General features: G+C 69.3%; 21 protein-coding genes and 1 tRNA gene. 10 read left to right on the forward strand and 12 right to left on the reverse strand.

What is annotated here, in order from left to right:
* Positions 1-36 precede the first annotated feature (36 nt).
* The 5 genes from QTI17_RS18020 to QTI17_RS18040 all read right to left on the reverse strand — a co-directional run bounded on the left by QTI17_RS18020 (position 37) and on the right by QTI17_RS18040 (position 3645).
* A complete protein-coding gene (locus QTI17_RS18020; RefSeq protein WP_286534790.1) occupies positions 37-498 on the reverse strand; it encodes a nuclear transport factor 2 family protein in 462 nt (153 codons plus the stop codon).
* 120 nt (positions 499-618) lie between these two features.
* Positions 619-1626, reverse strand: coding sequence for a hydroxyquinol 1,2-dioxygenase (locus QTI17_RS18025; RefSeq protein ID WP_286534791.1), 1008 nt, complete (start codon positions 1624-1626; stop codon positions 619-621).
* Between the two features lie 18 nt (positions 1627-1644).
* Positions 1645-2154 carry a cupin domain-containing protein gene (locus QTI17_RS18030; RefSeq protein WP_286534792.1) on the reverse strand — a complete coding sequence of 170 codons (510 nt, stop codon included), beginning with the start codon at positions 2152-2154 and terminating at the stop codon, positions 1645-1647.
* A gap of 156 nt (positions 2155-2310) precedes the next feature.
* Positions 2311-2682, reverse strand: coding sequence for a hypothetical protein (locus tag QTI17_RS18035; protein WP_286534793.1), 372 nt, complete (start codon positions 2680-2682; stop codon positions 2311-2313).
* Between the two features lie 12 nt (positions 2683-2694).
* Positions 2695-3645, reverse strand: coding sequence for a LysR family transcriptional regulator (locus QTI17_RS18040; RefSeq protein ID WP_286534794.1), 951 nt, complete (start codon positions 3643-3645; stop codon positions 2695-2697).
* Between the two features lie 57 nt (positions 3646-3702).
* Between QTI17_RS18040 and QTI17_RS18045 the strand changes: the two genes are divergently transcribed.
* Positions 3703-4137, forward strand: coding sequence for a DUF1841 family protein (locus QTI17_RS18045; RefSeq protein ID WP_286534795.1), 435 nt, complete (start codon positions 3703-3705; stop codon positions 4135-4137).
* 147 nt (positions 4138-4284) lie between these two features.
* Here QTI17_RS18045 and QTI17_RS18050 read toward each other — a convergent pair whose 3' ends face one another.
* Positions 4285-4962 (reverse strand): c-type cytochrome, encoded by a 678-nt coding sequence (locus QTI17_RS18050; RefSeq protein ID WP_286534796.1) that lies wholly within the window; start codon positions 4960-4962, stop codon positions 4285-4287.
* Between the two features lie 130 nt (positions 4963-5092).
* Here QTI17_RS18050 and QTI17_RS18055 point away from each other — a divergent pair, with 130 nt between their 5' ends.
* From QTI17_RS18055 to QTI17_RS18090, 8 genes are all read left to right on the forward strand, one after another.
* On the forward strand, positions 5093-5935 hold the full coding sequence (locus QTI17_RS18055) for an AAA family ATPase (RefSeq protein WP_286534797.1): 843 nt from the start codon (positions 5093-5095) through the stop codon (positions 5933-5935).
* Positions 5932-6192: a hypothetical protein gene (locus QTI17_RS18060; RefSeq protein WP_286534798.1), complete on the forward strand. Its 261-nt coding sequence runs from the start codon at positions 5932-5934 to the stop codon at positions 6190-6192. The genes QTI17_RS18055 and QTI17_RS18060 overlap by 4 nt, the downstream gene beginning before the upstream one ends.
* A gap of 2 nt (positions 6193-6194) precedes the next feature.
* Positions 6195-6815: a GNAT family N-acetyltransferase gene (locus tag QTI17_RS18065; RefSeq protein ID WP_286534799.1), complete on the forward strand. Its 621-nt coding sequence runs from the start codon at positions 6195-6197 to the stop codon at positions 6813-6815.
* A gap of 6 nt (positions 6816-6821) precedes the next feature.
* Positions 6822-8009: a vWA domain-containing protein gene (locus QTI17_RS18070; RefSeq protein WP_286534800.1), complete on the forward strand. Its 1188-nt coding sequence runs from the start codon at positions 6822-6824 to the stop codon at positions 8007-8009.
* 60 nt (positions 8010-8069) lie between these two features.
* Positions 8070-9956 carry an autotransporter assembly complex protein TamA gene (locus tag QTI17_RS18075; RefSeq protein ID WP_286534801.1) on the forward strand — a complete coding sequence of 629 codons (1887 nt, stop codon included), beginning with the start codon at positions 8070-8072 and terminating at the stop codon, positions 9954-9956.
* Complete coding sequence (locus tag QTI17_RS18080; protein WP_286534802.1) at positions 9957-14027, forward strand: translocation/assembly module TamB domain-containing protein; 4071 nt, start codon at positions 9957-9959, stop codon at positions 14025-14027. It begins immediately after the preceding gene.
* A gap of 27 nt (positions 14028-14054) precedes the next feature.
* A tRNA-Arg gene (locus QTI17_RS18085) sits at positions 14055-14129 on the forward strand.
* Positions 14130-14315: 186 nt separating this feature from the next.
* Positions 14316-15386, forward strand: coding sequence for an NUDIX domain-containing protein (locus QTI17_RS18090; protein WP_286534803.1), 1071 nt, complete (start codon positions 14316-14318; stop codon positions 15384-15386).
* A 256-nt stretch (positions 15387-15642) separates the two neighbouring features.
* Here the strand turns inward: QTI17_RS18090 and QTI17_RS18095 are convergent, their stop codons facing one another.
* Genes QTI17_RS18095 through QTI17_RS18120 form a run of 6 tightly spaced genes read right to left on the reverse strand, consistent with a single transcriptional unit; the run spans position 15643 to position 20146 of the window.
* Positions 15643-16389, reverse strand: a complete 747-nt coding sequence (locus QTI17_RS18095) for a lysophospholipid acyltransferase family protein (protein WP_286534919.1) — start codon at positions 16387-16389, stop codon at positions 15643-15645.
* On the reverse strand, positions 16386-17660 hold the full coding sequence (locus QTI17_RS18100; protein WP_286534804.1) for a dihydroorotase: 1275 nt from the start codon (positions 17658-17660) through the stop codon (positions 16386-16388). Before QTI17_RS18100 ends, QTI17_RS18095 begins: the two co-directional genes overlap by 4 nt.
* Positions 17657-18619 carry an aspartate carbamoyltransferase catalytic subunit gene (locus QTI17_RS18105; protein ID WP_286370034.1) on the reverse strand — a complete coding sequence of 321 codons (963 nt, stop codon included), beginning with the start codon at positions 18617-18619 and terminating at the stop codon, positions 17657-17659. Before QTI17_RS18105 ends, QTI17_RS18100 begins: the two co-directional genes overlap by 4 nt.
* Positions 18619-19116: a bifunctional pyr operon transcriptional regulator/uracil phosphoribosyltransferase PyrR gene (gene pyrR, locus QTI17_RS18110; RefSeq protein WP_286534805.1), complete on the reverse strand. Its 498-nt coding sequence runs from the start codon at positions 19114-19116 to the stop codon at positions 18619-18621. Before pyrR ends, QTI17_RS18105 begins: the two co-directional genes overlap by 1 nt.
* A complete protein-coding gene (gene ruvX / locus QTI17_RS18115) occupies positions 19113-19550 on the reverse strand; it encodes a Holliday junction resolvase RuvX (RefSeq protein ID WP_286534806.1) in 438 nt (145 codons plus the stop codon). The genes pyrR and ruvX overlap by 4 nt, the downstream gene beginning before the upstream one ends.
* Complete coding sequence (locus QTI17_RS18120; RefSeq protein WP_286525485.1) at positions 19547-20146, reverse strand: YqgE/AlgH family protein; 600 nt, start codon at positions 20144-20146, stop codon at positions 19547-19549. Before QTI17_RS18120 ends, ruvX begins: the two co-directional genes overlap by 4 nt.
* On the opposite strand from QTI17_RS18120, the gene QTI17_RS18125 reads away from it, so the two are divergent.
* Positions 20145-21650: a cryptochrome/photolyase family protein gene (locus QTI17_RS18125; RefSeq protein WP_286534807.1), complete on the forward strand. Its 1506-nt coding sequence runs from the start codon at positions 20145-20147 to the stop codon at positions 21648-21650. The two genes, QTI17_RS18120 and QTI17_RS18125, sit on opposite strands and share 2 nt — an antisense overlap.
* Positions 21651-21653 lie beyond the last annotated feature (3 nt).

The raw sequence follows: 21653 nt of genomic DNA on the forward strand, positions 1-21653 counted from the left end.
CGGCCTGCTGGATGTCTGCGAGGGTCATGGGGTGATTCACTTGGTGAGCCAGGGGTAGCGGGCGGTGTCCTTGCCCGCGTAGTCGGGGTCGAGGTAGATGAAGCAACGCTGGATCAGCCAGTCGCGGATCTCGAAGACGTCGCACCAGCGGCCCGCGCCCCATTCGGGCACGCCGGCGCGCCACGGGCCATCCGCGTGCTCGCCGAAGCTGGTGCCTTCGCAGGCGAACAGGTCGCTGCCCGTGAAGATCCAGTTGAAGCCCGCGTAGTCGTGGCGGATCGACTTGCCGCGGCTGCCGACGTCGCCGAACAGCTGGCCGATCTGCGCCTTGCCGGTCGCCAGTCCCCACTTGGGGAAGTACACCTGGGCGTCGTCGGCGAACAGGTCGAGGATCGAGCCGCCGCTGGAGGTGACGCCGCCGTTGTCGTAGGCCTTGAGGTATTCGAGGGCCACCGACTTGCGTTGCTCGTCGGTCATGGTTTGACGGGTGAGTGCCATGGTGAGTCTCCTTCTTCGCTGCTGACGTGAGGGCGCACCGGCGCAGCCGGTCGGGGCTGCCGGAATCAGGTCGCTTCGCTGCGAGCGCCGCCCGGTCTCCGCGCGGCCTCGGTATCCGTCCTAGAACTGGACCGGGATTTCCGGGCTCTCGCCCTTCTGGATCTCGTAGACCAGGCTCGGCGAGCCGTTCTCCCAGACCAGCAGCATCGAGCGCTTCGGGCTGAAGCCCTGGTGGCGGCAGTAGGCAGGCATGGCTGCCATGTCGCCGGCCTTCATGATCACGCGGGCCATCGGCCGGCCGGTGTTCTTGTCGCCGCAGTCCCAGTGGATCTCGTCGGTCATCTGGAAGAACCATTCGACCCGGTCGTTGCCGTGGATGATCGGCAGGATGTGCTCCTCGGTGGTCGGGCACATGTAGCTGTGCTTGACGACCGAGGTGAAGCTCGGATTCCAGGTGACCTGCGAGCGGCTCAGGAAGCCGAAGAGATTGAAGGCGTGGACTTCGTTCTCGAAGCCTGGCTCCGGATGCAGTTCGGGCTGACCCTGCGGCACGTCGGCGAAGGCGCGGTTGACCGGCGCGCCGCGCTCGTCGCTGCGCAGGTCGAGGTCGCCCTTGAGACCGACGCAGCGCGTGGCCAGTTCGCGCGCCCGGGTGATCTTGGCCGTGTTGTTGCCGTTCTTGCGGCCATAGGGCGAGCCGGTTTCCTGCGGCGCGGAGAACGGGTCGAAGCTCTCGTTGGTCCAGTCATCGAGCATGGCCTCGAAGGTGGCGCGAATCTGGGCGGTCGGGAAGTTCTCCAGCAGGTCGATGCCGGCGTCCTTCATGGTGCCGTTGAAGCTGCCGGCGTAGAGGTCGACCGACTGGTAGTGGTTGACCGTGCCGACCACGTCGTCGAAATTGACCCAGCCGTAGAAGAAGCCCCAGGCGACGTCGCGCATCAGGGCGCGCAGGTAGTTGCCGATGTCCATCGTGTGGCTCATCGGCCGGCCGTCGCGGGTCTTCCAGGTGATGTGGGCGAAGTACTCGTCGCGGCGGAAGCCGAAGCTGCCGAGCGAGAAATCCTTGTAGCCGAGCGTGGCGTCGGGTTGCGACGCGATGACCTTGGCGAGTTCTGCGGGTGCGTTCATGGCGGTGCTCCTCGTGGCTCAGTGCGTCTGGCAGATGTCTGCCCACTTCTCGACCGAGAGATCGCCCTTGCAGGTCTGCAGCACGATCACGCCGGGCTCGCCGGCGCTGCGGAACTGGTAGGCGGTGTTCTTCGGCAGCAGGCCCTGGTGGCCGCGCGAGAGCTTCATCCAGCCCATCTTCGGGCCCTTCGGTTCGCCCTTGACGAGCACGGCGCCGTTCTTCTCCGCGTCGGCCACGGCCTGGCTCGGATCGAGCTTGACCAGGTGGATCTCGACCTCGCCGTCCATCACCAGCGCGAACTCGTCGTGGGCGCTGGTGTACCAGGGCGAGCTGCCTTCGGCGCGCAGCGTCTCCAGCACGTAGATCTGGTTCTGGCCGAACACCACCTTTTCATAAGGCTTGCTCTTGCTCGCGATGTCGAAGCAGTTCGAGAACGCGTAGTGGCGGACGTCGTCGGCGATCGGCTCGACGTGGCCCTTCTGGTAGTTCTTCAGCGACCCGAAGCGGGTCTGGTAGGCAGCGGTCATGGGTTGTCTCCTCAGGTGCCGGAAGGTGCAGCGGTGGACTGCGGTGTCTGCACTTTAGGAAACGGAAGGCGACTCCGGTAGGCCTCAAATCCGGTCCGCATTGTTCGGCGAATCCGGTCAATCCGCAGGGTTTACCCGGGCCCAGCGGCCACGGCATCAGGGCCTGCCCGACAGGACGATCGCCGCCAGCGACACCGAGACCAGCATGCCGCAAACCGAGCCGATGAACCACTTCACGGTGGTCCTGTAGGTCGCTTCGTCGTCATCCTCGACCAGCAGCGCACGGTAGAGCGTGTAGATCTCGGCCGCGATCGGGATCAGCAGCGCCACCAGCGCCACCACGGAGCGCGCCGTCCAGTCGCCCGGCGCCTCGAAGGCCCAGTAGCGCACGAAGGAAAGCGAGAAGCCGATGATCACCGTGATCGCGGTGATGATGCCTTCGCGATAGCCCGCCGGCAGCGGCGTGCGGGCACGCGGTTCGGGCCGGGGCGTGGCGAAGGGTTCGGGCGGTGTCGGGGTGTCGTTCATGGGCTGGACCTTTCAGGGGTCCGCGATCAACGTGGCCGGCAGCAGGCCGCGGTCGATCATGGCCGCGTCCCACGGCGGCACCCGCGTGAAGGCGGCGGTGAGGTGCTCGATGAAGAGCCTGAGCTTGAACGCATTGCGCGAGGTTCCGGCGTAGACCGCGTTCAGCGAGAACGACGACAGCTGGTGCTCGGCCAGCACCACCTGCAGGTCGCCGCGCAGGATCGCATCGCCGGCCACCAGCGTCGGCAGGCAGACGATGCCGGCGTGCTCCATCGCGTACTCGCGCAGCAGGTGGACGCTGTTGGTCAGGAGCGCGGCGCTCATGTAGAGCGTGACCTGCTCGCCCGCGTGGTGGAAGGTCCAGCGGTCGCGCGTCGGGTAGCCGGAATAGAGGCCGAGCGTGTGCTTGTGCAGGTCGCGCGGGTCTTCCGGCGTGCCGCGGCTGCGCAGGTATTCGGGCGTGGCGCAGAACACGCGGCGAACCGGGAACAGCGGGCGCGACACCAGTTCGGTCGAAGCCGCCGGGAAGATCTGCAGCGCGCAATCGACGCCGGCCTTGACCGGGTCGACCACCGCGTCGCTGACGATCAGCTCCAGATGGATGTCAGGGAAGCTGACCTGGAAAGCCCGCAGCAGGGTCGCGAAATGGCCCAGCACGAAGCCGGTCAGCGCATGGATGCGCAGGGTCCCGGTCGGCCCGGCCCGGGCGTCGCGCATCTGGTCCATGATGTCGTTGGCTCGCCCGACCAGCTCGGTGCAGTCGCGCAGGAAGGCCTGGCCGACGTCGCTCAGCCGCACCACCCGCGTGCTGCGGTGGAAGAGCGGCGCGCCGACGTGGTCTTCCAGCTGCTTCACGCGGCTGGTCACGACCGACTTCGCCACCCGCATCTGGCGCGCGGCCTCGGCGAAGCTCTGGGTCTGGGCGACGCGAACGAAGGTCTCGATGTTTTCCAGGCGGTCCATGGGTTCGCAATGTAGCGGTCCGGGGCCGTGCCGGCGAGGCGGTGCTAATCTTGGCGGATGTTCAATCCCTCCCAAGAGGAAGTGCGCCGCTTCTTTTGCAGCGTCTTCGCCAAGAGCCGCCGCGGCGAGCCGATGGAAGCCCTCGAGATCATCGCCAGCCGCTGGATCGACGAGCACCCCGAATACCACGCCGACCTGGCCGACGCCGATGCCGCGGTGGCCCGCGTCTACGACGGCCGGGACGGGCGCGAGAACCCCTTCCTCCACCTGTCGATGCACCTGTCCGTCAGCGAACAGTGCTCCATCGACCAGCCGCGCGGCATCCGCCAGGCGGTCGAGCTGCTGGCGGCGCGGCGCGACTCGCTGCTGGACGCGCACCACGAGGCGATGGAATGCCTGGGCCAGATGATGTGGGAGAGCCAGCGCGCCGGCCGCCCGCCTGACGGCGAGGCCTACGTGGCCTGCGTCCAGCGCCGCGCCACCCGGGACTGAAAGCGGCCGCCATCATGCAAAAAGCCCGCGCGAAGCGGGCTTTTTCGTGAGCGTGGGGCTCTCAGGCCGGCGCCGGGCCGCCCCAAGGCGGCCTGCGGCCCCCTCGGGGGGCAGCGACCCACACGAAGTGGGGGAGCGTGGGGGCCTTCAATCAGCGTGGTGGAAACGCGACTCCGGCACCGTCTTGAGTTCGCCCGGCAGCGAGCTGATGTAGGCGGCCAGTTCCTTGATTTCGGTGTTGGAATACTTCTTGGCCTGCCCGCCCATCACGCCGTTGGCGCGGCCCAGGTGGGCGTTCTGCACCTTGTACGACTTCAGGGCGACGTAGAGGTAGTCGGCGTACTGGCCCGCCAGCTTGGGCACGGTGCCGTCGTTGGGGGTGTTGAAATTGGCGCCGTGGCACTTGGTGCAGGCGTTGTCCTTGTCGCGCGAGATCAGCGCGTGGACGGTGTCGCTGGGGGCCTTGGCGGTGGCCGGGGGCGCATCGCCTTCCTTCAGGCCGAGCTGGCTGTAGTAGGCCGCCAGGTCGGCGATGTCCTGCTCGCTCAGCGAGTCGGCGATGGCGCGCATGGTGGGGTGCTTGCGCTCGCCGCCCTTGTACTGCGTGAGCGCCGAGACGATGTAGGTGGCGCTCTGGCCCGCGATCATCGGCACCTTGTGGATCTCGGGGAAGCTGGCCTGGTAGCCGATGATGCCGTGGCAGCCCACGCACATGGCGGTCTTCTTGGCACCGGCCTCGGCGTTCCCCGTGATCTTTTGGGCCTGGGCCGAGACCGTCACGCAGGCGACAGCAAGGGCAAACATCGTGGTCAACAGCTTGTTCATTTTGCGCGCACAATCTCGTGGAGAAACTTGTTTCAAATCAACATTTGATTATATGGGGGCTCTACGCGAGCCCTGCGGACGAAGAATCGATGTTGTGTTCTTTCAACCACCCTCCGCTTCAAGCCCATCCATGAAATTCAAGGGTTCAAACAACTACGTTGCCACTCAGGATCTGATGCTCGCGGTCAACGCGGCCATCACGCTCAAGCGCCCACTGCTGGTCAAGGGCGAGCCCGGCACCGGCAAGACCATACTGGCCGAGGAAGTGGCCCAGGCGCTCGACCTGCCGCTGCTCCAGTGGCACATCAAGTCGACCACCAAGGCGCAGCAGGGCCTCTACGAATACGACGCCGTGAGCCGGCTGCGCGATTCGCAGCTGGGCGACGAACGCGTCAAGGACATCCACAACTACATCGTCAAGGGTGTGCTCTGGCAGGCCTTCACGGCCGAACAGCCGGTTGCGCTCCTGATCGACGAGATCGACAAGGCCGACATCGAATTCCCGAACGACCTGCTGCGCGAAATCGACCGCATGGAGTTCTACTGCTACGAGACGCGCGAGCTGGTCCGTGCCAAGCACCGGCCGGTGGTGTTCATCACCTCCAACAACGAGAAGGAACTGCCCGACGCCTTCCTGCGCCGCTGCTTCTTCCACTACATCAAGTTCCCCGACGCCGAGACCATGAAGAGCATCGTCGCGGTGCACTTCCCGGGCCTCAAGCAGGAACTGCTCACGGCCGCGATGAAGACCTTCTACGACGTGCGCAACCTGCCCGGCCTCAAGAAGAAGCCGTCGACCTCCGAGCTGCTCGACTGGCTCAAGCTGCTGGTGGCCGAAGACATCCCGCTGGAGGCGCTGCAGAGCAAGGACGACAAGGTCGCGGTGCCGCCGCTGGTCGGCGCGCTGCTCAAGAACGAGCAGGACGTCACCTTGTTCGAGAAGCTCGTGTTCATGCAGCGCAACAACCGATGAGCGCAGCGCCCGGTGGACCCGGCAAGCACCCGACGAAGCAGTTGATGCTGCTCGGCGTGGCACAGGCGGTGCTGTTCGTCGCCGGCGCGCTGCTGGGCCGCTGGGTCGGGCTCCTGCTCGGTCTGGACGCCTTCGGCCCCGGCGGCTACACCAACAACGCGATCTTCGGCATCTTGCTGATCGGCCTCGGCGGCGGCGGGGGCGCCCAGCTCGCTCGGGCCTGGTACATCCGCAAATACGGCAATCCCAGGAGTTGAGGATGGCATTCGTCGAGCCTGTCACGCTGAAGTCGCGCGGCATCGCGCTGGTGCCGCTGTCGCTGCACCATGAGAACGGCCTGCGCGCCGCCGCCGCCGACGGCGAGCTCTGGAACATCCGCGTCACCTCGGTGCCCGAGCCCGAGAACACCCGCAGCTATATCGAGGCGGCCCTGAAGATGCGCGAGGACGGCAACCGCTTCGCCTTCGCCGTCACCGACGAAGCCAGCGGCACCGTGCTCGGCACGACCAGCTTCCACGACATCCTGCCCGCCGTGAAACGGGTCGAGATCGGCTACACCTGGTATGCCCGGCGCTGCCAGCGCACCCACGTGAACACCACCTGCAAACTGCTGATGATGTCGCACGCCTTCGATGCCCTGGGCTGCCACGTGGTGGGCTGGCGCACCGACAACTTCAACCACGCGTCGCAGCAGGCGATCGAGCGGCTGGGCGCCCGCAAGGACGGCGTGATCCGCGGCCATGCGCTGCGCCGCGACGGCACCATCCGCGACACCGTGATGTACAGCCTGCGCTCGGGCGAATGGCCCGAGGTCAAGGCCCAGCTGCTCTACCTGCTGGACAAGCCGCGCCCCCCCGCACCCTCTTCCTCCAAGGAGTGATTCGCGATGCTGATCGACTTCTTCTACACCTTGCGCTCGGCCAAGCTGCCGGTGTCGGTCAAGGAATACCTGACCCTGCTCGAGGCGCTGCAGGCCGACGTGGTCGGCCCCAACTCCGACGGCGCCTACGGCCTCGACGACTTCTACTACCTGTCGCGCACCGCGCTGGTCAAGGACGAGAAGCACTACGACAAGTTCGACCGCGCCTTCGCCGCCTACTTCAAGGGCGTCGAGATGCTGGCCGACTTCACCAAGGAAGTGCCGCTCGACTGGCTGCGCAAGACGCTCGAGCGCGAGTTCACGGCCGAGGAAAAGGCCAAGATCGAGAAGATGGGCTGGGACGAGCTCATGGAGACGCTGAAGAAGCGCTTCGAAGAGCAGAAGGACCGCCACGAAGGCGGCAACAAGTGGATCGGCACTGGCGGCACCTCGCCTTTCGGCCACGGCGGCTACAACCCGCAGGGCGTGCGGATCGGCGGCGCCGGCAAGAACAAGAGCGCGGTCAAGGTCTGGGACCAGCGCGCCTACAAGGACTACGACGACAGCCAGGAACTGGGCACCCGCAACATCAAGATCGCGCTGCGCCGGTTGCGCAAGTTCGCGCGCGAGGGCCACGAGGAAGAGCTGGACCTCGACGACACCATCCACTCGACCGCGGCCAATGCCGGCTACCTCGACATCAAGATGCGGCCCGAGCGCCACAACAACGTCAAGGTGCTGCTGCTGATGGACGTGGGCGGCACGATGGACGAGCACATCCAGCGCGTCGAGGAGCTGTTCTCGGCCGTCAAGACCGAGTTCAAGCACCTCGAGTTCTATTACTTCCACAACTGCGTCTACGACTTCATGTGGAAGAACAACCGGCGCCGCTTCTCCGAGAAGTTCGCGACCTGGGACATCATCCGCAAGTACAACAAGGACTACAAGCTGATCTTCGTCGGCGACGCCACGATGAGCCCGTACGAGATCCTGCAGCCGGGCGGCAGCGTCGAATACAACAACGAGGAGGCCGGCGCCGAGTGGATGCAGCGCCTCACGCACGCGTTCCCGAAGTTCGCCTGGATCAACCCCGAGCCGCAGGGCGTCTGGCAGTACCGCCAGAGCATCGCGGTGATCCAGCAGCTGGTGTCGCACCGGATGTACCCGCTGACCTTGCGCGGCCTCGAAGACGCGATGCGGATGCTCTCGAAGTAGCTCGCCCGCCGGTGCACCCGGCCTCCGGGGGGCCTCTGCGCATGCTGTCAAAATCCCCGCATGCTTAGGGTGGTCCGTCTTCATGCGCCGGCGTGGTGGCCGGCGTTTTTATTTGCAGCCGCTCTTCTACTGTCGGGTTGCAGCCTGTTGCCCCAGAAGGACGCAGCAGAATCGGACGCGACCCCGGGGGCCGTGGCGAGCGCGGGCGGCACTGCCGGCACGGCATTCACGGTCGATGTCCAGGCCGAGCCGGCCGCGGTGCGCGAGTTCCTCGAACGCCACCTCGAGATCCAGCGCTTTCGCGAGCTCGACGACCTCGGGGCGGTCGAGATCTCGCGGCTGATGGTGGCGGCCGAGGCCAATGCGCGCGAACTGCTCAACACCCTGGGCTACTTCACGCCCACCCTGACGCTGGAGCTGCGCGAGACGCCCGGCGGCAAGGCGCCGCGGGAGGTCAGGATCACGGTCGAGCCCGGCCCGCTGACGCGTGTGAGCAGCGTGCAGATCGACTTCAGCGGGCCGATCGCCGAGAACCCCGCCGCCGAGGCGCAGCGCGACGCCATCCGCACCGGCTGGGCGCTGCGCGCCGGCCAGCCTTTCAACCAGCAGGCCTGGGACGCCGCCAAGACCGGGGCGCTGCGCACCCTCACGGCCCGGCGCTATCCGACCGGCAGCATCCTCGCCAGCAAGGCCGAGATCGACGCCGACCGCAGCGAAGCCAGGCTCGGCGCGACCTATGAATCCGGCCCGGCGTACCGCTTCGGGCCGCTGGTCGTGAACGGCAGCCAGCGCTATCCGGTCGACAGCGTGCGCCGGCTGGCGCGGGTGCCGACCGGCGCCGAATACGACCAGCAGCTGCTGCTCGATGCCCAGCAGCGGCTGGCCAGCAGCGGCTACTTCAACTCGGTGTTCCTGACGCTGGACACCACGACCGATCCGCAGGCCGCCCCGGTGGTCGCCCAGCTGACCGAGGCGCCGCTGCAGCGCGTGGTGCTCGGCGTCGGCTTCACCACCGACAGCGGCGCCCGGCTGTCGATCGACCATTCGCACAACGACATGCCGCTGCTCGGCTGGCGCGCGGTGTCCAAGCTCACCATCGACCGCGACCTGCAATCGCTGGGCACCGAATGGACCGCGATCCCCGACGACAGCGGCTGGCGCTCCTTTGCATCGGGCCAGTTGAAGAGCGAAGTCTCGGGCAGCTTCACTGTCGACAGCGGTCGCCTGCGCGGCGGCCGCAGCCAGGGCGGCGACCACATCGACCGCAGCATCTTCCTGCAGTACGACTATGCGGTGAATCGAGGCTTCAACCCGCCGCCATCGGCCTCGGCCCTGTCCCTCAACTGGGGCTGGACCGGCCGCTACTTCGACAACGCGGCGGCGCCGACCCGCGGCCAGGGGGTCGCGCTCGAACTGGCCGGCGGCTACACGCTGTCGGGCGAGCAGCTGCCCTTCACCCGGACCTACGTGCGCTGGATCGGCTTCGTCCCGGCCGGCACCGTGAGCAACGACGACGACACGCAGCGGCGCAACGCCCGCATCCAGCTGCGCGCCGAGGCCGGCGTGGTGAGTGCCGCAGACCGGGCCCAGATCCCGTCGACCCTGAACTTCCTCACCGGCGGCGACACCACGGTGCGCGGCTACGGCTACCGCTCGATCGGCGCGGTCAAGCCCGACGGCCAGGTCATCGCCGGGCGCTACCTCGGCGTGGCGAGCATCGAATGGCAGCGCCCCTTCGTCTACCAAGGCCAGCTGACCGCCTGGGACAGCACGGTCTTCATCGATGTCGGCGCGGTGGCCGACCGGCCGGCCGACATGAGCGCCAAGGTCGGGGTCGGCGTCGGCGCGCGCTGGGCCAGCCCGATCGGCCCGGTCCAGATGGACCTGGCCTACGGCATCGCCGTCCATGCGTTCCGCTTTCACCTCCGACTCGGATTCACTTTCTAGATGAGCGCCGACGACGCCACCGCCCCCCCTGCCGCCACGCCGCCGCCGCGCTCGCGCGGGCGCCGTGCGCTGCGCGCATTCGCGTGGGGCCTGACCGGCCTGGTGGCGCTGGTGCTGCTGCTGGGCGCGGGCGCCTGGTGGTGGCTGGGGTCCGACCAGTCGCTGGCCTTCGCGCTGGCGCGCACGGCGCGCTACCTCCCGGCCGGTCAGACCCTGGAGAGCCGCGACGTGAGCGGGTCGCTGCGCGCCGGTGGCCGCATCGGCTGGCTGCGCTGGGAGAGCGAGAGCCTGGCGGTCGAGGTCCGGGATGCCCGCATCGGCTGGCAGCTGGCACCCCTGCTGCGGCGCCGGGTGCAGCTCGGCGAAGTCCACGCTGCGCAGCTGCTGATCGAGCGCCGCGCGCCGGCCGAAAGCAAGCCGGTCGAGCCGCTCGAGCAGCTGGTGCTGCCGGTGGAGATCGAGCTGCCCTTCACCATCGACGACCTGCGCTGGGCCGGGCCGCCGGCGCTGCAGGCGACCGGGCTGGCAGGCAGCTACCGCTATCGTGACGACCACCACCAGCTCGAGATCACCGCGGTCGACATCGCCGACGGCCACTACGGCGCCCAGCTGCGCCTGCAGGGGCCGGCGCCGATGGCGCTCGACGCCACGCTGAACGGCCGGGTGCGCGCGCTGCTGGCGCAGGACCGCAGCCTCGACGTGCGGGCCGAGGCGACCATCCAGGGCCAGCTCGCCGGCCCCGATGCACGCCTCGCGGTGACGGCCGATCTCCATCCGGTCGACGCCAGCGCCGACCAGCCCATGCAGGCGCAGCTGCAGGCCACCCTGGCACCCTGGCAGCCGCAGCCCGTGATCGACGCCAAGGCCGCGCTGCAGAACATCGACCTGGCCACCCTCTGGCCCGAAGCGCCCGCCACCCTGCTGAGCGGCGAGATCGAGGCCGGTCCCGACGCGACGGCCGCGCCCGGCGAGTCACTTTGGCAGGCCAGCGCCCAGGTCCGCAATGCGCTGCCGGGCCCCTGGGACGAGGCCAAGCTGCCGGTCGAGCAGCTGGACGCCCGGGCCCGTTTCGACGGCAGCACCTGGACGCTGCCGCAGCTCAGCGTGCGCGCCGGCGGCGGCCGCATCGACGCCGAGGGCAGCTGGGGCCCCGCGCCGGCGCCCTGGCAAGTCGACGCCACCGTGCGCGGCGTCAGTCCCGGCGCACTCCATACCCGGCTCGATGGTGCGCCGGTCAACGGCCGCCTCCAGGCCGGCCAGACCGGCGATGCCCTGCAGTTCGACGTCGCGCTGCAGGCCGAGGGCGGCGCCGGCGGGACGGGCGAGCTGCAGGGCCTGCGGCTCGAACGGGCGCTCGCCAAGGGCCAGTGGCAGGACCAGGTGCTCGACCTGCGCAGCCTGCGCGTCGAGGCCCGGGGCGCCAGCATCGAAGGCCGGCTGCAGCTGCGGGTCGACGATCAAGCGGCGAGCGGCCGGCTGAACCTGGCCGTTCCCGGCGCCGCGGCGCTGGTCGACGGCCGGATCGCGCCGAACACGGGCGGCGGCGATGTGCAGGCCCGGATCGACGACGCGGCGGCGCTGCAGGGCTGGATCGAAGGCCTGCCCGAACTCGGCCCCCTCTTCGGCGGCACTGCGCTGCAGGGCAGCGCCCGGCTGGACGCCAGCTGGAAGGGCGGCTGGCAAGCGGTCCAGCGCCGGCTGCAGGCCGTCAACGAACCGGCGCCTCGCGGCACCGTCGAACCCACGCTGCAGGCCACGCTGGCCATTCCCAAGCTCGAGGTGAAGCTGCCGCCCTCCGAGGCGGCGGCGCCGAGCCCGATCGTGCTCAACGGCGTGCGTGCCGAACTGGCCGGCAGCCTCGCCCAGGCCACGCTGGCCCTGAAGGGCGAAGCCGTGACGGGCAGCCGCAAGATCACGCTCGACACCCGGGCCAGTGCCGGCATCGAGCGCCGGGACCAGTGGAGCGCGGCGCTCGCCAGCCTGCGCGTGCAGGCGCTCGACAGCGCGCGGCCGGATGTCGCCCCCTGGGTGCTGGAACTCGGCAGCCCCGTCAGCCTGAAGGTGCGCACGGCCTCCGGTGCCAACCCGCGGCTCGACCTCGAAGCCTCCGCCGCGGCCGCGACCCTCAAGGGCCCGGCGCCGGGCACGGTCAGGATCGACTGGCAGCCGCTGCGCTTCAGCCGCACCGGCACCGAGGCGAGGCGGGCCTTCCGGCTGCAGTCCAAGGGCCGGCTGCAGGGCCTGCCGATGGCCTGGGCCGAGCTGCTCGGCAACGGCGAGACGCTGGCCCAGGTCGGCTTCAGCGGCGACCTGCTGTTCAACGGCGACTGGGACATCGACGCCGGCGACACGCTGCGCGCCAAGGCCCGCCTGACGCGCGAAAGCGGCGACCTGCGGGTGCAGGCCGGGGAGGCCGCGCTGGTCACGCGCGTCCGCAGCCATGGCACGGGCACCGCCAGCGAACGCACCATGGATGCCGCAGGCCCCGGCGCCAGCACGCCGGCCGGACTGAAGCGCGCCGAGTTCGTCCTCGACGCCGAAGGCGACACGGTGCGCGCCAACCTGGCCTGGGACAGCGAGCGGGCGGGCGAGATCCGGGTCGAGGCCAGCACCCGGGTGCAGCAGCGCCAGGGCGGCTGGCACTGGGCCGACGACGCCCCGCTGGCCGGCCGCGTCACGGCGCGGATGCCGAACCTGGGCGTCTGGTCGATGCTGGCGCCGCCGGGCTGGCGGATGGCCGGCACGCTCGACGCCGATGCCACGCTGGCCGGCAACCGCAGTGAGCCGCGCTGGAACGGCACCTTGGCCGCCGACAAGCTGGCACTGCGGGCGCTGGTCGAAGGGCTGGACCTGCGCGACGGCCGGCTGCGCGCCACCTTGGCGGGCAATCGGGTCGAGATCACCGAATTCACGCTCAAGGGCGGGGCCGGCGCGCAGACGCGCATCCCGGGCCAGAGCGGCAACCTCAGCACCGCGGCCAGCGAGGCGGCGCGCGACGGCGGCACCCTGTCGGCGCGCGGCGAACTGGGCTGGGGCGCGGCACCGGTGGCCGGCGCCGGCAGCGGCATCCGGATGTCGATCCAGGCCGATCTGCGGGCGCTGCGGGTGCTGGTGCGCGCCGATCGACAGCTCACGCTGTCGGGCAACCTGCAGGCCCGGCTCGAAAGCGGCCAGTTCACGGTGCGGGGCGACATCAAGACCGACCGCGCGGTCATCATCCTGCCCGACGAGACCGCGCCCAGCCTGGGCAGCGACGTCGTGGTCCGCTCGGCGGCGATCGATCGCGAAGCCGCCGAGGAGGCGAAGCGCCGGGCCGCCGAAAACCAGAGCGAAGTCGCCCGGGCGGAGACCGCCAAGCCACCGGACATCGCGGTGAGCTTCGACCTCGGCGCCGACTTCGCGGTCCAGGGCCGCGGCATCACGACCCGGCTGGCCGGCAAGCTGGACATCCGCAGCACCGCCCTGAACGCACCGCCGCGCATCACCGGCGAGGTCCGGACCGTCGCCGGCCAGTACCGCGCCTACGGGCAGGCGCTCAACATCGAGACCGGGATCGCGCGCTTCAACGGCCCGTTCGACAACCCGCAGCTCGACATCCTGGCGATCCGTCCCAACATCTCGCAGCGCGCCGGCGTCGCCATCACCGGCACCGCGCTGTCGCCGCGCGTGCGGCTGTATTCGGAGCCGCAGTTGTCGGACCAGGAAACCCTCAGCTGGCTGGTGCTGGGCCGGGCGTCGGCCACCAGCGGCGGCGAATCGGTGCTGCTGCAGCAGGCCGCGCTGGCGCTGCTGGGAGGCCTTGGCGGCAGTGGCGGCGGTGGGCTGGCAAGCCGCTTCGGGCTCGACGAGATCGGCTTCAAGGGTCCGGGCAGCGGCGGCGACGTCCGCGACTCGACAGTCACCGTCGGCAAGCGCATCGCGCGGGACTTCTACGTCACCTACGAGCGCGGCCTGGGCGGCACGCTGGGCACGCTGTTCATCTTCTACGACCTGACCCGGCGGCTGACCTTGCGGGCACAGGCGGGGCAGCAAAGCGCCGTCGACCTGATCTTCACGGTGCAGTTCGACTAGCCGAACTGTTAAAGTTCGGGCGCGCTCGTCCTCGTAGTTCAATGGATAGAACGGGGTCCTCCTAAGACTCAGATACAGGTTCGATTCCTGTCGAGGGCACCAGCCAAGTCACCGCTTCTCAGCCACCGTTCCAGCATGCAGGACCTGATCAACCAAGCGACCGTGCTGGCCTACAGGTTCGCCGGCTATGCGCTGCTGAACCTGGCGGACGATGCCGCCATCCTGGCATTCATGTTCTGTTGACGCGCCGCCGGCCGGGCTGCGCCGTTCCCGATTTCAAGGCCATCTGTGCACACTCGCAATCCATCGGACGCGGACGCCGCGGTCGTCATTGGCCGCTTCCAGCCCTTCCACGACGGCCATCTGTCGCTGGTCGAGCGGGCACTCGAAGCCGCGCCGCGCGTGGTCGTGGTGATCGGCTCGGCGTTCCAGGCCCGCTCGCCCAAGCTTCCCTTCACCTGGCAGGAACGCGCCGAGATGATCCGCCTCGCGCTCCCCGAAGCGCAGCGCCCGCGGCTGCTCTGCGTGCCGGTGCGCGATCGTTTCGACGACACCCGCTGGCTGGCGGACGTGCACCATGCGGTCGCGGATGCGCTGGGGCGCATCGAAGCGGCCCCGTCGCCCGGACTGACGCTGGTCGGCCACGCCCGCGATGCCACCCGCGACTACCTCGACGCGTTCCCGGCGTGGACGCTGCTGCGCGCGGACGAAGTGCCGGTGCGCCGCGCCAGCCGCATGCGCGACGCTTTGTTCGCCTCGCCGGACGAGGCCTTGTCCACGCTCGCAGGCGAACTGCCTCCGGGCACCATCGACTTCCTGCGTGCGTGGACCCACGGGCCGCATTTCGAGGCCCTGGCCCAGGAAGCGGCGCTGTTGAGAGCGTACGAGGCGTCCTGGGCCTCGGCGCCCTACCCTCCGGTCCTCGTGACGGTCGACTGCGTCGTCCGGTGCGCCGGCCACGTGCTCCTGATCCGCCGCGGGCAGGCGCCCGGCAAGGGCCTGCTCGCGGTGCCGGGCGGCTTCCTCGAACAGCGCGAGACCACGCGGCAAGCGGCCCTGCGGGAGCTCGAGGAAGAGACCCATCTGGCGCTGCCCCCGGCGACCCTGCGCGCCTGCCTGAGGGCCACCGACGTGTTCGACCGCCCGGACCGCAGCGCACGCGGCCGCACCATCACCCATGGTCACTTCTTCGACCTGGGAGATCGCGAGCTGCCGGGGCTGCGGGCCGACGACGACGCCGCCGCCGCGCACTGGACGCCGATCGGCGGATTGGCCGCGCTGGAAGACCAGTTCCTGGACGACCACTTCCAGATGCTCGACCACTATCTGGACCTGTTGCCGGCCCCGTCGGCCCTGTAGGCAAGCGCCCACGCGCTCCCATTGCTTTTTCCGGCACCCGATCCGCAGGCGCCGTCCTAAGGTGCAAGCACTGACACCAACTGGAGACCCCTCATGAAAAGCATCGTCCTCTGGCTCTGCGGCGTGCCGCTTGTCGTGATCATCGGATTGAAGGTTTTCGGGGTTCTCTGAACGACGATTCCTCCTCCCGGCGCCCTCGGCGCCGTTGCGCAGCACCCCTCGGGGTGCTGCCTTTTTTTGGGCCGTTCGCCCAGGGCTATCTGAGTTCGCGGCGCAGCGACTGGACGTCGGCATGCAGGGACTTCGCCCACCCCCGGCGATCGCGCCCCATCGATGGCTGGGGCTCGCCGAAATGCACGATCGCCAGCAGCGGCGGCGCCTTCAGCGTGTTCCACAGCGAAGCGAGCAGGTTGTCGTCGTCCACATAGCGCGGCGCATCGCTGTTCTGGCCGCTGGCCGCATCGGCGAAGCGCAGGGCCACCGGCTGCACCGGCGCCCCCGACGAGATCGCCGCCTGCAGCAGGTTGGCATGGAAGGGCAGCAGGCCGTGGCCGTCGCTGGTCGTGCCCTCGGGGAAGACCGCAATGATGTCGCCCGCGCGCAGCGCCTCGGTCATGTGGTGCACCACCCGCACCGCGTCGCGCCGGCGCTCGCGCTCGATGTAGAGCGTGCCGGCGCCGGTCGAAAGGGTGCCGATCACCGGCCAATGCCGGACGCTGGCCTTGGAGACGAAGCGAACGTGGCGCGCGGCGTGGATCGCCACGATGTCGAGCCACGACAGGTGGTTGCACACCACCAGCACCGGCCCGTGCGCGGGCGGCGTGCCGTGCACCGTGAGCCGGACGCCCATGATGTTGAGCAGGCGCTCGGCCCATTGCTCGACGCACTGCGCACGCTCGGCCGGCGACAGCCGCTCGAATCGGAAGCGGATCGTCCACCACCCTGAAAGCATGTGCGCGATCGCACGCAGCAGCCTCCAGCTGGCGGAGAGCGACTGCATCAGCCGTGCACCACCCGGCCGCCGACGAGCGTGAAGCGGGCCCGTCCGCGCATGGCGTAGTCGCCGAAGGGCGTGTGCTTGCCCTGGCTCTTCAGCGCTTCGGGGGTGACCTGCCACTCGTGTGCCGGGTCGACCACGCAGAGGTCGGCGGCACCGCCTGCAGCCAGGCTGCCGACGCCCGGAGCAGCCAGCAGCCGCGCCGGTGCCGCCGTGACGACCTCGATCGCGCGCTGCAATCCGGCGCCGCTCTGCTCGCCCCACTTGAGCGCCAGCGGCAGCAGCAGCTCGAGGCCGGTGGCCCCGGCCTCGCTCTCGGCGAACGGCAGCGTCTTGGCATCGGCCTCGACCGGCGTGTGGTCGGACACCAGCGCGTCGATGGTGCCGTCGGCCAGCCCGGCCGACAGCGCATCGCGGTCGCGTTGCTGGCGCAGCGGCGGGTTGAGGCGGGCGCGGCTGTCGAAGAAGCCGATGTCGGTGTCGGCCAGGTGCAGCGAATTGATGCTGACGTCGCAAGTGAGCGGCAGGCCCTCGGCCTTGGCTGCTCGCACCTGCGCCACCCCGGCCGCGCTCGACAGCCGGCACAGGTGGACCCGCGCGCCGGTGCTTCGCATCAGCTCGACGATGGTGAAGATCGCGATGGTCTCGGCCGCCACCGGCACGCCCGCCAGGCCGAGCCGGGTCGCCAGCGGCCCGCTGGCGGCGACGCCGCGGCCGAGGTCGCGCTCTTGCGGGCGCAGCCAGACGGTGTAGCCGAAGGTGCTGGCGTACAGCAGCGCGCGCTGCAGCACCTGCGTGTTTCCGAGCGGCACCTCGGCCTGGCCGAAGCCGATGCAGCCGGCCTCGGTCAGCTCGGCCATCTCGGTCAGCACCTCGCCGGCCAGCCCGCGCGTCAGCGCGCCGAGCGGGAACAGGCGCGCACGCTGCATCTTCTCGGCCCGGAACTTGAGCATCTCGACCAGGCCGGGCTCGTCGAGCACCGGGTCGGTGTCGGGCGGGCAGACCAGGCTGGTGACGCCGCCGGCCACGGCCGCGCCCATCTCGCTCTCGAGCATGCCCTCGTGCTCGTAGCCGGGCTCGCGCAGCCTTGCGGCGAGGTCGACCAGCCCGGGCACGACGAGGCAGCCTTGCGCATCGAGCGTGCGCTCGGCCCGGAACTCGGGCGAGACCTCGCCGATGGACTGCACCCGGCCGTCGGTAATCGCGATGTCGGCCTGGCGGTCGAGGCCGGAGGCCGGGTCCAGCACCCGGCCGTTGATGATCAGGATGTTGCTCATGCTTCGTTACCTGCGACGATGCTCATGACGGCCATGCGGACCGCGATACCGAAAGTGACCTGCGGCAGGATCACGCTCTGCCGGCCGTCGACCACCGCCGAGTCGATCTCGACGCCGCGGTTGATCGGCCCCGGATGCATCACGATCGCATCCGGCTTGGCGAGCTGCAGCTTCTCGGGCGTGAGGCCGAAGGTCTTGAAGAACTCCTGCGACGACGGCAGCAGTGCGCCGCTCATGCGCTCGTTCTGCAGGCGCAGCATGATGATCACGTCGCAGTCCTTGATGCCCTCTTCGAGCGTGTGGCACACGCGCACGCCCATCTGCGCCATGTCGCTCGGCACCAGCGTCTTGGGGCCGACCACGCGCACTTCGGCGCAGCCCAGCGTGGTGAGCCCGTGGATGTCGGAACGCGCCACGCGCGAATGCAGCACGTCGCCGACGATCGCCACCGTGAGGTTCGAAAAGTCCTTCTTGTAGTGCCGGATCGTGTACATGTCGAGCAGGCCCTGCGTCGGGTGCGCATGCCGGCCGTCGCCCGCGTTCACCACGTGCACGTGGGGCGCCACGTGCTGCGCGATCAGGTAGGGCGCGCCCGACTCGCTGTGGCGCACCACGAACAGGTCGGCCGCCATCGCGCTCAGGTTGGCGATGGTGTCGAGCAGCGACTCGCCCTTGGTGGCCGACGAGCGCGCGATGTCGAGGTTGATGACGTCGGCCGACAGCCGCTTGGCCGCGATCTCGAAGGTGGTGCGGGTGCGGGTCGAGTTCTCGAAGAACAGGTTGAAAACGCTCTTGCCGCGCAGCAGCGGCACCTTCTTGACCTCGCGGTCGCTGACGCTCGTGAAGTTGGCCGCGGTGTCGAGGATGTGGGTGACGATGTCCTTCGGCAGGCCCTCGATCGACAGCAGGTGGATCAGTTCGCCGTTCTTGTTGAGCTGGGGGTTTCGCTTGTAGAGCATCAGGTGTTTTCCTCTACCTTGAAGCTGAAGGCGCCGGAGTCGCTGCGGGCCAGGGCCAGCAGCTGGGTGGCGGGCAGTTCGAGCTTCTGCGCCGCGAAGTCGGCCGCCACCGGCAGCTGGCGGCCGCCGCGGTCGATCATCACCGCCAGCCGCACGCAGGCCGGACGGCCGAAATCGAACAGCTCGTTGAGCACGGCGCGGATGGTGCGGCCGGTGTAGAGCACGTCGTCGAGCAGCAGCACGTCGGCACCGTTGACGTCGAAGGGCAGCGTGGTCTGGGCGCTGGCCGCCAGGCCGCGGCGGGCGAAATCGTCGCGGTGCATGGCCGAGGAGATGATGCCGGGCGCGCCGGCCAGGCCCAGGTCCTTTTGCAGCCGCTCGACCAGCCAGGCGCCGCCCGAGGTGATGCCGACCAGGCGGGTGTCGGGTCGCAGCAGGGATTTCACGCCGCGCAGCAGCTCGATATAGAGCGCTTCGGCGTCGGGGATTGCGTTCACGGGAGACTCCTCAGGAACTGTTCAAGGATGATGCAGGCCGAGGCGGCGTCGGCGTCGCGGGCGCCGCCGGCCAGCGCCTCGGTGGTGCTGTAGCGCTCGTCGACCTCGTACACCGGCAGGCGGAAGCGGCCGTGCAGTTGGCGGGCGAAGCGCTGCGCGGCCCGGGTGTTGTCGTGCGGCGCGCCGTCGGGGTGAAAGGGCACGCCGACCACCAGCGCGTCGGGCTGCCACTCGCGGATCCGGGCCTCGACCTGGGCGAAGCGGGCGTCGCCCTCGGCCTTGATGGTGGCCTGCGGCGTGGCGCTGCGCAGCAGCCGGTTGCCGCTGGCGACGCCGGTGCGCTTCTGACCGTAGTCGAAGGCCAGGAAACTTTGAAAATGGGCGGGAACGGGCGGGGAAGGCAGGTTGCGGTCGGGCATCGCCGGATCGCTCATGCATGCCCCGCATCGGGCGACAAGGTCCAGGCCTCCAGGCCCAGCAGCGACAGCGCCTTGTCGTAGCGCTGCTCGACCGGGGTGTCGAAGATCACGGCCGGGTCGGCGCCGACCGTGAGCCAGCTGTTCTCGGCCAGTTCGGATTCGAGCTGGCCCTCGCCCCAGGCCGCGTAGCCGAGCGAGACCAGCACCTTGCGCGGGCCGGCGCCGGTGGCCAGGGCCTCCAGCACGTCCTTGGAGGTGGTCATCTCGAGACCGCCGGGGATCGTCATGGTCGAGGCGTAGACCGATTCGTTGGGTTTGTCGGCATCGGAGAAGACCGGCTCGTGCAGCACGAAACCGCGCTCGGTCTGCACCGGCCCGCCCTGGAACACCGGCGCGTTGCCGAGCTCGGGGCGCGACAGGTGGAGCTCGATCTTCTCGAACAGCACGCCCAGGTTGATTTCGCTGGGCTTGTTGATCACCAGCCCGAGCGCGCCGCGTTCGCTGTGCTCGCACAGGTAGACCACGCTGCGATTGAAGGCCTTGTCTTCCAGACCCGGCATCGCGATCAGAAAATGATGCGTGAGGTTCATCGGTGCAGAATCAAGGGCCATGCCGCCCATTTTACTGGCCGTCGACAAGATCTATCCCAAGGGCCTCATGTGGTTTCGCCGCGACCTGCGGGTGGACGACAACGCGGCCCTCTACCAGGCGCTGCGGGCCTGCCGCCAGGTGGTGTGCGTGTTCGTGTTCGACCGCGCCATTCTCGACCCTTTGCCGCGCGTCGACCGGCGGGTGGAATTCATCCGGGAGTCGCTGGTGGAGCTCGACGCCGAGCTGCGCGCCCTCGGCGGCGGGCTGGTGGTGCGGCATGCCGTCGCCGAAGATGAAATCGCCTTGCTTGCGCGCCAACTCGACGTCCAGGCGGTGTTCGCGAACCGCGACGACGAGCCCGCGGCCCTGGCCCGCGACGCCCGGGTGCTCGGGGCGCTGGCCAATGCCGGCGTGGCCTTCCACAGCTACAAGGACCAGACCATCTTCGAGCGCGACGAGGTGCTGACCCAGACCGGCCAACCCTACAGCGTGTTCACGCCGTACAAGCGCGCCTGGCTGGCCAAGGTCGACGCCTTCTACCTGAAGCCATACCCGGTGCGCCGCCACGCCGATGCGCTGGCGCCGCCACCCGACCCGCTACGGGCGCCGGTGCCGGCGCTGGCCGAGATCGGCTTCGAGAAGAGCAATCTGTCCGAGCTCGACATCCCGACCGGCAGCCAGGGCGGCGCCGCCCTGTTCGACGACTTCTTCCAGCGCATCGACCGCTACGACGCCGCCCGCGACTATCCGTCGGTGCGCGGCCCGAGCTACCTGGGGGTCCACCTGCGCTTCGGCACCGTGTCGATCCGCCAGCTGGCTGGCGTGGCGCATCAGCTGTCGCTGCAAGGGGACGCCGGCGCGGCGACCTGGCTCAGCGAACTGATCTGGCGCGATTTCTATTTCCAGATCCTGGCCCACCACCCGCAGGTGGCCGAAGGCGGCGAGTCACGCAGCTTCAAGCCCGAATACGACCGGATCCAGTGGCACCACGGCAAGCATGCCGACCAGCTGTTCGACGCCTGGTGCCAGGGCAAGACCGGATACCCGCTGGTCGACGCCGCCATGGCGCAGATCAACCAGACCGGCTACATGCACAACCGCCTGCGGATGGTGGTGGCGAGCTTTCTCTGCAAGGACCTGGGGCTGGACTGGCGCCGCGGCGAGCGTTACTTCGCCCTGCATCTCAACGACTTCGAGCTGGCCTCGAACAACGGCGGCTGGCAGTGGGCGAGCTCCAGCGGCTGCGACGCGCAGCCCTACTTCCGGATCTTCAACCCGACCACGCAGAGCGAGCGCTTCGACCCGGAAGGCAAGTTCATCCGGCGCTACCTGCCGCAGCTGGCGAAGCTGTCGAATGCGGCGATCCACGCGCCCTGGACCGCCAGCCCGGTGGAGCTGCTGGCGGCCGGCGTCGAGCTCGGGCGGAACTACCCGAAGCCGGTGGTCGACCATGCCGAGGCACGGGAGAGGACGCTGCAGCGCTATGCGGTGGTGAAGGCGCAGGCGCCGCGCGACAAGCGCTGACGC

It is taken from the genome of Variovorax sp. J31P179 (assembly GCF_030316985.1).
Lineage (GTDB): Bacteria > Pseudomonadota > Gammaproteobacteria > Burkholderiales > Burkholderiaceae_C > Variovorax > Variovorax ginsengisoli_B.

What these genes read in the sequence shown, in the direction of transcription:
- QTI17_RS18030 (WP_286534792.1), bottom strand. Translation starts at nt 2,154, where the DNA reads ATGACCGCTGCCTACCAGACCCGCTTCGGGTCGCTGAAGAACTACCAG.
- QTI17_RS18040 (WP_286534794.1), bottom strand. Translation starts at nt 3,645, where the DNA reads ATGGACCGCCTGGAAAACATCGAGACCTTCGTTCGCGTCGCCCAGACC.
- QTI17_RS18065 (WP_286534799.1), top strand. Translation starts at nt 6,195, where the DNA reads ATGGCATTCGTCGAGCCTGTCACGCTGAAGTCGCGCGGCATCGCGCTG.
- QTI17_RS18120 (WP_286525485.1), bottom strand. Translation starts at nt 20,146, where the DNA reads ATGGCCCTTGATTCTGCACCGATGAACCTCACGCATCATTTTCTGATC.
- QTI17_RS18125 (WP_286534807.1), top strand. Translation starts at nt 20,145, where the DNA reads ATGCCGCCCATTTTACTGGCCGTCGACAAGATCTATCCCAAGGGCCTC.
- QTI17_RS18045 (WP_286534795.1), top strand. Translation starts at nt 3,703, where the DNA reads ATGTTCAATCCCTCCCAAGAGGAAGTGCGCCGCTTCTTTTGCAGCGTC.
- QTI17_RS18055 (WP_286534797.1), top strand. Translation starts at nt 5,093, where the DNA reads ATGAAATTCAAGGGTTCAAACAACTACGTTGCCACTCAGGATCTGATG.
- ruvX (WP_286534806.1), bottom strand. Translation starts at nt 19,550, where the DNA reads ATGAGCGATCCGGCGATGCCCGACCGCAACCTGCCTTCCCCGCCCGTT.
- QTI17_RS18050 (WP_286534796.1), bottom strand. Translation starts at nt 4,962, where the DNA reads ATGAACAAGCTGTTGACCACGATGTTTGCCCTTGCTGTCGCCTGCGTG.
- QTI17_RS18070 (WP_286534800.1), top strand. Translation starts at nt 6,822, where the DNA reads ATGCTGATCGACTTCTTCTACACCTTGCGCTCGGCCAAGCTGCCGGTG.
- QTI17_RS18075 (WP_286534801.1), top strand. Translation starts at nt 8,070, where the DNA reads ATGCTTAGGGTGGTCCGTCTTCATGCGCCGGCGTGGTGGCCGGCGTTT.
- QTI17_RS18080 (WP_286534802.1), top strand. Translation starts at nt 9,957, where the DNA reads ATGAGCGCCGACGACGCCACCGCCCCCCCTGCCGCCACGCCGCCGCCG.
- QTI17_RS18105 (WP_286370034.1), bottom strand. Translation starts at nt 18,619, where the DNA reads ATGCTCTACAAGCGAAACCCCCAGCTCAACAAGAACGGCGAACTGATC.
- QTI17_RS18020 (WP_286534790.1), bottom strand. Translation starts at nt 498, where the DNA reads ATGGCACTCACCCGTCAAACCATGACCGACGAGCAACGCAAGTCGGTG.
- QTI17_RS18025 (WP_286534791.1), bottom strand. Translation starts at nt 1,626, where the DNA reads ATGAACGCACCCGCAGAACTCGCCAAGGTCATCGCGTCGCAACCCGAC.
- QTI17_RS18100 (WP_286534804.1), bottom strand. Translation starts at nt 17,660, where the DNA reads ATGAGCAACATCCTGATCATCAACGGCCGGGTGCTGGACCCGGCCTCC.
- QTI17_RS18060 (WP_286534798.1), top strand. Translation starts at nt 5,932, where the DNA reads ATGAGCGCAGCGCCCGGTGGACCCGGCAAGCACCCGACGAAGCAGTTG.
- QTI17_RS18035 (WP_286534793.1), bottom strand. Translation starts at nt 2,682, where the DNA reads ATGAACGACACCCCGACACCGCCCGAACCCTTCGCCACGCCCCGGCCC.